This is a genomic window from Deltaproteobacteria bacterium (assembly GCA_016875225.1).
Classification (GTDB): domain Bacteria; phylum Myxococcota_A; class UBA9160; order SZUA-336; family SZUA-336; genus VGRW01.
The window spans coordinates 1-9,249 of the sequence record VGRW01000106.1 but is presented as its reverse complement, the minus strand read 5'-3'; the positions used below and the strand labels follow the sequence as shown (position 1 = coordinate 9,249).

Genomic DNA, 9,249 nt, shown 5'->3' with positions numbered 1-9,249 from the left:
CTCGTGGTGGGCCATTTCGCTTCCTTCCTTGTGTTGCGTGGTTGCTCACAAGGAAAGCGAGATCGGCCCCCCACCTCAACTCCGACCCTCGGAGTTGGCGCCGTTACAGAAAGGAAGATGCACTACCACTTCGCGCGGCGGATCACCTCGACGTCGCTGTTCCAGAGCTTCTGCAGATACTCGCCGTCGACGCCCGGCCCGGCGCGCTTGGCCACGCGCGAGATCGAGCTGTAGTAGCCGGCGTAGATCGAGTCACCGTAGGCGGTGACCCGGTACTTGGTCGTGGTTCCGGCGCGATCGATGGTCCAGGACGTGTTCTGTGTGACCGTGCTGGCCGCCGCGCTCGTCGCGAACGCGAAGACCAGCGGGACCGCGAGCCAGGCCGCGATCCGGGATGCAGTGAATCTGCGCAACATACCTTCCCCCTCCTTCCGTAGCTGAACAGGAACGGCCGGCTGCGGCCCGTGCCGCAGCCGGCCGTGCGCGAGTGTCTCACGCCGAATCGCTGCAGAAGAAGGGGAATCTGCACCTCAGCGGCGCGCGGCGGGCGCGGCCGGCGCGCGCAGAGCCAGCGCCGTCACCAGGCCCGCCAGCGCCATCGCTCCGGCCAGGTACGAGCCGGAGTCCGCGGCACGCACGGCGAGATACCCGCTGAGCACCACGGCCAGCGCCAGGCTGCCCATCCAGGCCTGGCTCCAGCCCTTATGGCCGGCCAGCGCGAAGCCCGCCACCAGCGAGCCGAGCACGAGCCCCGTGAAGAGCGAGGCCGGGCTGTTCCCGACCCAGAATCCGAACACACCGGACAGTGCGAGCAGAGCCGCGAACGCGAAGCTGATCTTTGCCGTGGGAGTCATGTCGTCTCCTTCCCGCTTGGGTTGGCTGGAAGGTTTGCGACCGGATCGGGAGTTGGGAAATACAAAGTTTCGATCAGATCCATAGACGAAACCAATCAATTGCCGAACGCGCGGTACTTGGGCAGCAGGCGCACGGGGGTGCGCAGGGCGTCGCGGCGGAACGGCTCGCCGAGCTCGTCGTTGCAGAGGATCTCGAGCACGGTCGGGCGCCCCGAGGCGACCGCCGCGCGCAGCGCGTCTCCGATCCGGTCGGGCGCGTCGACGGTCACGCCGTCCGCGCCCATCGCCCGCGCGATCCCCGCAAACGACGGGTTGTCCAGGTCGGAGCCCACGAAGCGGCTGCCGTAGTAGTCGATCTGGTTGCGCTTCTCGGCGCCCCACTGGCGGTTGTTGAACACCACCGCGACCACCGCGATCCGGTCGCGCACGCAGGTCATGATCTCGGTCTGACTCATGCCCCAGGCGCCGTCGCCGACGTACGCGATCGCGGGCCGGTCGGGCGCGGCCACCTTGCAGCCCATCGCGGTCGGCAGCGCGTAGCCGCAGTTGCCCCACATCATCGGCGCGAACATCGAGAGCGGCTCGTCGAAGCGCAGGTAGCTGTTTGCGACCGAGCAGATGTTGCCGATGTCGGTCGTCACCATCGCGCGCCTCGGCATCGCGCGCTCGAGCTCGCGCAGCGCGCGGCGCGGCGAGACCGGCGAACCGTTCGCCGACGACCAGCCCGAGAGCTCCGCTTCCCACTCCTGCTTGCGACGCGCGATCTCGGCCAGCCGCTCGGTGCGCGTCTTGTGCGCGGCCACCTCCAGGTTCTTGGTGCGCGAGAGCAGGTCGGCGGCCGCCGCGCGAGCGTCGCCGTGCACGGCCACGGCGACCTCCTTCACCAGGCCGAGCATGCGGTGGTCCGAATCGACCTGGATCAGCTTCGCCTGCTTGGGCCAGTAGTCGATGCCGTGCTGTGGAAGCGTGCCGAACGGGCCCAGCCGCGTGCCAAGACACAGAACCACGTCGGCCTGCGCGACCACGTGCATGGCCGACTTCGCGCCCTGGTAGCCGATCGGGCCGCACGCGAGCGGATGCCTCGCGGGGAACGCGTCGTTGTGCAGGTACGACGCGATCACCGGCGCAGAGAGGTGCTCGGCCAGCGCCACCAGCTCGCGCTGGCCGTCGCCCATCAGAACGCCCCCGCCGGCCATGATCACCGGGAAGCGCGCGCCGGCGAGCAGCTTCGCAGCGGCCTCGAGCGCCTGCGCGCCGCCGGGCCCGCGCTCGAGCGGCTGCGGCGCGCGGATCTCGTAGTCGGCCTCGCCGAAGAACAGGTCGCGCGGAATGTTGATCTGCACCGGTCCGCGCTCCGCGAGCGCGAGCACGAACGCGCGGTGCGTGAGCTCGGCGATCCGCTCGTGCCGGTTCACGTGCGTCTGGAACTTGGTGATCTTCGAGAAGATCGGCAGCTGCTCCGTCTCCTGGAAGCCGCCGCTGCCGATCCCCATCGTGCCGGCCTCGGGCGTGATGCACACCACCGGCGAGTGCGCCCAGTACGCGGCGGCGATCGCGGTGACGAAGTTGGTGATCCCCGGCCCGTTCTGCGCGATGCAGACGCCGTGGCGCCCGGTCACGCGGCTGTATCCGTCGGCCATGTGCGCGGCGTTCTGCTCGTGCGCCACCGACCAGAAGCGGATCCCCGCGGGCGGAAACAGGTCGAGCGCGTCCATGTAGGCCGAGCCGACGATGCCGAACACGTCGGTCACGCCGTGCGCGACGAGCGTCTCGACGAAGGCTTCGCTGGCAGACATCCGGGTCATCGGGGCTTCCCTCCAAGGAACTGGTCGACTCTCGTGCAGATGCGATCGAGGCGCTCGGCCACGTCGTCGAGCACGGCGCGGTCGGCGACGAGCGGCGGCGCGATCGCCATGAACGTGGCGCCGCGATCGTCGGGGCGGATCAGGATCTTCGCCTCGCGGATGTACTGGAGCAGCAGCCCTCCGCGCAGGGCGGCGGTCTGCGCCGCGTCGAGGTCGCGGCCCGACTCGCGGTCGGCCATCAGCTCGACGGCGTAGAAGTAGCCCTGTCCGCGCACCTCGCGCACACAGGCGTGCCGCGCGGCCACCGCTTCGAGGCGCGCGCGCAGATAGCCCTCGTTCGCGAGCACGTTCTCCAGAACCTTCTCCTCGCGAAGCGCCGTCATGTTCGCGACCGCGACCGCCGTCGCCACCGGGTGGCCGCCGAACGTCGAGCCGTGCACGAACGAGCCGCCCGGCGAATCCCAGATCGCCTCGACGAGCCCGCGCCGCGCGACCACGCCCGCGAGCGGTTGGTACGCCGAGGTCACGCCCTTCGCGAACGTGATCAGGTCGGGCACGACGCCGACGCGGTCGCTCGCGAACCAGTGCCCGAGCCGGCCGAAGGCGTTGATCACCTCGTCGGCGCAGAGCAGCACGCCGTACGCGTCGCAGATCCTGCGCAGCTCCGGCCAGTAGCCGTCGGGCGCCACGACCGCGCCGCGGCCGTTCTGCACCGGCTCGGCGATCAGCATCGAGACGTTCTCGGGCCCCTCGCGCAGGATCGCCGCTTCGATCTCGCGCACGCAGGGCAGCTCGCGGGCGCTCGCGCCGGGCGCGCCGGGCTCCGCGTCCAGCGTGTTCGGCACGCGCACCACGCCGTCCCAGAGCATCGGCGCGAAAGGCTCCCGCATCGCGGGGATGCCCGTCACCGAGAGCGCGCCCAGCGTCGTGCCGTGGTACGACCAGGTTCGCGCGATCACCTTCACGCGCTTCGTCTCGCCGCGCGCGAGGTGATGGTTCCGCGCCAGCTTCAGCGCCGACTCGACTGCCTCCGACCCGGAGCTCACGAAGAAGACGTGGTCGAGATCGCCCGGCGCGAGCTCCGCGATCATGCGCGACGCCTCGAGCGACGGCGGATGCGCGTAGCCCCAGTTCGTGGCGAAGGCGAGCTTGCGCATCTGCGCGGCCGCCGCGTCCGCGAGGTCCTCGCGCCCGTGCCCGATGTTCACGCAGAACAGGCCCGAGAGACCGTCGAGCCAGCGCTCGCCCGAGGTGTCCCAGACGTAGCAGCCCTTTCCGCGCTCGAGCACCGGCAGGTCGGCCGCGCGCCACACCGCGCTGCGCGTGAAGTGGGGGATCAGATGGCGCTGCGCGGGCTCGCGGGGTGACATGGCCGAGAGAGTACGCGACCGGCGCCCCGTCGCGGAAGCTAGCCCGGCCGCGGCAGCGCGTAGGCGACCACCCAGTCGCCGCGCCGGGTGCCGAGCTTTCCGTGTCCTCCGGCCGCGATCAGCACGTACTGCCGTCCGTCCGCGGCGCGATAGGTCATCGGATTCGCGTTGCCGCCGGCGGGAAGCCGATCGCTCCAGAGCTCGGCGCCGGTGTCGAGGTCGACCGCGCGCAGGATCCCGTCCATCGCCGCGCTGATGAAGGCGAGCCCGCCCGCGGTGACGAGCGGCCCGCCCAGGTTCGGAAGCCCCATGTCGATCGGAATCGGAATCCGCAGCTGGTCGGGAACGGTTCCGAGCGGCACCTGCCAGAGCAGCTTTCCGGTGTCGAGCGAGACGGCCGCGAGCGTCCCCCAGGGCGGCGGGTTGCACGGCAGGTACACCGGCGAGACCAGCGGCTCGCGGCGCAGCCCGTACGGCGTTCCCGCCTGCGGCGCGAACTCCCGCAGGCCCAGCAGCCCGCGGCCCGCCTCCGCCTTCTCGGCCTCGAACTTCTCGCGTGGGATCAGCTGCACCGCGTAGGCGAGCACGGTCTGGTTCACGATCGCGATCCGGCGCGAGGGCTCGATCGCGACGCTGCCCCAGTTCGTGCCGCCCGCGTTTCCCGGGAACATCAGCGTGCCGCGCAGGCTCGGCGGCGTGTAGATGCCCTCGTTGCGCAGCGCCGCGATCTTCTCGCGGCAGCTCTCGCGGTCGAGCGGCGTGAGACCCCACGCGTCGTCGGGCGAGAGCGTCGTCGGGACCAGGTTCGGATACACCGTCGGGAAGGGCTGCGTCGGCGAGACGACCTCGCCCGGCACGTCGCTCGGCGGCACGGGCCGCTCCTCGACGGGGAACACCGGCACGCCGGTGTCGCGGTGCAGCACGAACAGGAAGCCCATCTTGGTCGCCTGCACGACCACCGGCACGAGCCGGCCCTCGTGCAGGATCTCGGTCAGGACCGGCTGAGCGGGCACGTCGTAGTCCCAGAGATCGTGGTGCACGACCTGGAACTGCCAGGCCAGCTCGCCGCTCTTCGCGCGCAGCGCGACGACGGAGTTCGCGTGGCGGTTGTCGCCGACGCGCTCGCCGCCGAAGTAGTCGGGGCTCGGGCTCGAGGTCGGCACGAAGACCAGCTCGCGCTCCGCGTCGTAGGAGAGGATCGACCAGGCGTTGGCCGCGCCCACGCGCGCCGCCTGCTCGGACTTCCACTCGCGGAACGCCGGGTCTTCGCCGCTGCGCGGAATCGGGTCCCAGGCCCAGAGCAGGCGGCCGCTGCGCGCGTCGTAGGCGCGCACGATCCCGCGCGGCATGTCGACGCGCTGGTTGTCGCTCATCGCCGAGCCGACCACGACCCGGTCGCCCGCGACGAGCGGCGGCGAGGTGATCGTGTAGTCCCAGTCGTGCAGCGCGCCGACGCCCTCGCGCAGCGACACCTCGCCGTCGCGCCCGAAGTCGGCGCAGCGCTTGCCGGTGGCGACGTCGAGCGAGAAGAGCCGCGACTCGAACGTCGCCGCGAAGATGCGCCGGCGGCACGGAGCGCCGGGCTTCGCTTCCGCGTCCTGCCAGGACGCCACGCCGCGCGAGGTGAATTCGGGATAGCGGCGCTCCGTCCCGGTCGCGTCGAAGCGCCAGCGCTCGGCGCCGCTCGCCGGATCGAGCGCGAGCACGCGGCCGAGCGGCGTCGGCAGCACCAGCAGTCCGTCGACCAGGATCGGCGTGGCCTGGAACGCCATGTGGCCCGGCGGCGGCGGCACCGCGTCGAGATCGCCGGTGCGGATGCGCCACGCCTCGACAAGCTGCGCGACGTTGCCGCGGTGGATCTCGGCGAGCGGCGAGTAGCGGTGCCCCGCTTCGTTTCCGGCGTAGACCGGCCAGTCTGACGGCGCGGCCTGCGCGGCCGCGCGCGCCGCGACGAGCGCGAGAATCGCAAACATGACTGTCCGAGACGTCCGTCCCATTCGCCTCTCCTCGCGATCGCTTCGGATCGCGGCCGAGTATATTTGACTGACCGAGCCGGTCAACTACAATCTCGGCATGCCGCGCGCGATTCCCGAGAGCCGCTTCCAGGACCTGATCGAGGCCGCAACGGCCGTGCTGCTCGAGCAGGGCTACCGGCGCACGCAGATCGCCGACGTGGCCGAGCGGATGGGCGTCTCGAAGGGATCGATCTACACCTACGTGGAGAGCAAGGAAGCCCTGCTCGACTGCGTGCTCCGGTTCGCCGATCGGCCCGCGCCGATCGCGCTTCCCGAGGCGCTCCCGGTGCCGACGCCGCAGGCCGGCGCGACGCTCCAGATGGTGCGGCGAAAGCTCGCAGCCGAGAACTCACTGCCGTCGCTCGACGCGGCGCTTTTGCGCAGGCGCGTCGTGAACCTGCACGCGGAGGTCACCGAGATCCTCGCCGAGCTGTACGACCTGCTCTCGCGAAACCGCACCGGCATCAAGCTTCTCGACCGCTGCGCGCCGGACTACCCGGAGCTCGCGCGGGTCTGGAACCGCGCGGGCCGCGGGGGCGCGCTCGCGCGGCTCAGCCGCTACCTCGACGAGCGCGCGCGGCGCGGGCGGCTGCGCCGCTTCTCGGACGAGCCGGTCGCCGCACGCCTGGTGCTCGAGACGCTGGTGTTCTGGGCGGTCCACCGCCACTGGGACCCCGCGCCGCAAGCGTTCGACGAGGCGTCCGCGAGGCGTACCGTCGTGGAATTCCTCGCCAGCGCCCTGCTCAGCTCCGGATCGCGCGCATCATCCGCGCGACGTGGTCGCTGAAGACCCCGTCGACGCCGAGCGCGAGCGCGACGCCGAGCGCGGACTCGTCCTGCGCGTCCCAGGCCAGGAGTCGCCGATCGCGCGCGCGGAACTCCGCGGCGAGCGATTCGCTCCAGTCGCTCCAGTGCAGGTTCAGCGCGTCGATTCCGAGCGCGACCATTCGCCCGGCGCGCTCGCGCGGGGCGGTTCGCATCACGGCGACGCGCGTCGAGTCGACCAGGCGGATCTTCGCGTCGAGCTCGCGGAACGAGGCGACCACGCGCCAGTTCCAGTGGCAGAGCCAGAGCCGCCTGGGGTCACCCCTTTCGCGCGCGACCGCTGAGACCGCGGGCGCAGCATCGGGATCCTTCACGTCGAGCGAGAGCTCGAAGCCGCGCCCGCAGGCGTCGTAGAGCTCGCGCAGCGCCGGCACGTGAGCGGGCAGCGCCGCGCGCGCGACCTCGCGGAACGGAGTGCCGTCGGGCATGAGGCCGTCGTGGTCCAGCACCGGCACGCCGTCGGCGGTGATCCAGACGTCGCTCTCGAGCCCGGTCGCCCCGAGCCGCAGCGCCAGCGCGAACGCCTCGAGCGTGTTCTCGGGCGCGTCGGCCGAAGCGCCGCGGTGCGCGAAGCCGATGCAGTGCGGGCGTATCGGACGAACGGCCGGCATCGCCGCCATTGGAGCACGGCAAAGGCTAAGCTGCCCGCGACCCCGAGGAGAACGAGCGTGTCGGACCCGCGGCCCTTCTGGCATCCGGAGCGTTTTGCCGGGCGGCGCGGCTTCCTGGATGCGCGCGCGCGGATCGCGACCGCCCTGCGCGCGCACTTCGCGCGCGAGGGCTTCGTCGAGGTCGAGACGCCGGCGCTGCAGGTCTCGCCCGGGCTCGAGCCACACCTGTTCGCGTTCGAGACGCGGCTTCGCGCGCCCGACCGGCCCGGCGAGCGACTGCGCTACCTGCACACCTCGCCGGAGTTCGCGATGAAGAAGCTGCTGGTCGCCGGCCTGCCGCGGATCTTCCAGCTCTCGCACGCGTTCCGGAACGCCGAGCGCTCGTCGACCCACCACCCCGAGTTCACCATGCTCGAGTGGTACCGGGCCGGCCGCGATTACGAAGCGCTGATGGACGACTGCGAGGCGCTGCTTCGCGCGGCGCTCGACGCGAGCGGAAGCGCGCGGCTCTCGTTTCGCGGGCTCGACTGCGATCCGCGACTTCCGGCGGAGCGGCTCCGCGTCGCCGATGCGTTCTCGCGCTACGCCGGCCTCGACGTCTTCGCGCTCGTCCCCGGCCCGGGCGACACCTACGAGGATCAGTTCTTCCGCGTGCTGCTGAACCAGATCGAGCCGAAGCTCGGCGTCGGCCGCCCCACCCTGCTCTACGACTGGCCGATCGCCCTCGGGGCGCTCGCGCGCGCGAAGCCAGCCGACACCCGCGTGGCGGAGCGCGTGGAGCTTTACGTCGCCGGGCTCGAGCTGGGCAACGGCTTCTCGGAGCTCACCGACGCCGCCGAGCAGAGGCTCCGCTTCGAGCGCGATCAGGCCGAGAAGGCGCGGCTCTACGGAGCGCGCTATCCCATCGACGGTGACTTCCTGGCCGCGCTCGAGCACGGGCTCCCGGCGAGCGCGGGAATGGCGCTCGGCTTCGACCGGCTCGTGATGTGCGCGACCGGCGCCGAGCGGATCGAGGACGTGCTCTGGGCGCCGGTGGACGCGGAATGAAGCGGATCAGCGACCCGGACCAGCTCGCCGAGGCGGGGCTGGTGCCGGCCGAGAAGCTCGAGGCGCTACACCGGGTGGCGTCGCGCTGGGCGGTGTCGATCACGCCGGCCATGCAGGCGCGGATCGACCCCGCCGACCCCGCCGATCCGATCGCGAGGCAGCTCGTGCCGAGCGTCGCCGAGCTCGCCATAGCCAGCGACGAACGCGAGGATCCGATCGGCGACGCGGCGTATTCACCGGTGAAGGGAATCACGCACCGCTACCCCGACCGCGTACTGCTCAAGCCCACGCACACCTGCGCGGTGTACTGCCGCTTCTGCTTCCGGCGCGAGGCGGTCGGCCCGGGCGGTGAGTCGCTCTCGCCCGCCGAGCTCGACGCCGCGCTCGCGTACATATCGCGCGACGAGCGGATCTGGGAGGTGATCCTCTCCGGCGGCGATCCGCTGATCCTCTCGCCGCGCAGGCTCGGCGAGATCGTGCGCAGGCTCGACGCGATCGGGCACCTGGGCGTGATCCGCGTGCACACGCGCGTGCCCGCGGCCGAGCCGGAACGCGTCGACGCCGAGCTCGTCGCCGCGCTTCGCGCGAACAAGGCGGTCTGGATCGTGCTGCACGCCAACCACGCGCGCGAGCTCGACGAGCCGACGCGCGCCGCGGTCGCGCGACTGGTGGATGCGGGGCTGCCGGTGCTCGCGCAAACGGTCCTGCTCGCGGGCGTGGGG

At 71.6% G+C, this 9,249-nt stretch carries 8 protein-coding genes and 1 pseudogene; 3 read left to right on the top strand and 6 right to left on the bottom strand.

Features of this window, described 5'->3' with window-relative positions; genetic code table 11:
• Positions 1–128 precede the first annotated feature (128 nt).
• From FJ108_16735 to FJ108_16715, 5 genes and pseudogenes are all read right to left on the bottom strand, one after another.
• Positions 129–389: pseudogene (locus FJ108_16735) on the bottom strand (SGNH/GDSL hydrolase family protein).
• 141 nt (positions 390–530) lie between these two features.
• A complete protein-coding gene (locus FJ108_16730; protein MBM4337534.1) occupies positions 531–854 on the bottom strand; it encodes a hypothetical protein in 324 nt (107 codons plus the stop codon).
• A gap of 95 nt (positions 855–949) precedes the next feature.
• On the bottom strand, positions 950–2,659 hold the full coding sequence (xsc, locus tag FJ108_16725) for a sulfoacetaldehyde acetyltransferase (protein MBM4337533.1): 1,710 nt from the start codon (positions 2,657–2,659) through the stop codon (positions 950–952).
• Positions 2,656–4,029 (bottom strand): aminotransferase class III-fold pyridoxal phosphate-dependent enzyme, encoded by a 1,374-nt coding sequence (locus tag FJ108_16720; protein MBM4337532.1) that lies wholly within the window; start codon positions 4,027–4,029, stop codon positions 2,656–2,658. The genes xsc and FJ108_16720 overlap by 4 nt, the downstream gene beginning before the upstream one ends.
• A gap of 38 nt (positions 4,030–4,067) precedes the next feature.
• Entirely contained in the window at positions 4,068–6,002 is a 1,935-nt protein-coding gene (locus FJ108_16715) for a pyrroloquinoline quinone-dependent dehydrogenase (GenBank protein ID MBM4337531.1), read from the bottom strand.
• A gap of 100 nt (positions 6,003–6,102) precedes the next feature.
• On the opposite strand from FJ108_16715, the gene FJ108_16710 reads away from it, so the two are divergent.
• Positions 6,103–6,831: a TetR/AcrR family transcriptional regulator gene (locus FJ108_16710; protein MBM4337530.1), complete on the top strand. Its 729-nt coding sequence runs from the start codon at positions 6,103–6,105 to the stop codon at positions 6,829–6,831.
• Here the strand turns inward: FJ108_16710 and FJ108_16705 are convergent.
• A complete protein-coding gene (locus FJ108_16705; GenBank protein ID MBM4337529.1) occupies positions 6,788–7,564 on the bottom strand; it encodes a glycerophosphodiester phosphodiesterase in 777 nt (258 codons plus the stop codon). The genes FJ108_16710 and FJ108_16705 overlap by 44 nt on opposite strands.
• Here FJ108_16705 and genX point away from each other — a divergent pair.
• Positions 7,538–8,527, top strand: a complete 990-nt coding sequence (genX, locus tag FJ108_16700) for an EF-P lysine aminoacylase GenX (protein MBM4337528.1) — start codon at positions 7,538–7,540, stop codon at positions 8,525–8,527. The genes FJ108_16705 and genX overlap by 27 nt on opposite strands.
• A partial coding sequence (locus tag FJ108_16695; protein MBM4337527.1) for a radical SAM protein occupies positions 8,524–9,249 on the top strand: 726 nt, incomplete at its 3' end. The genes genX and FJ108_16695, both read left to right, overlap by 4 nt.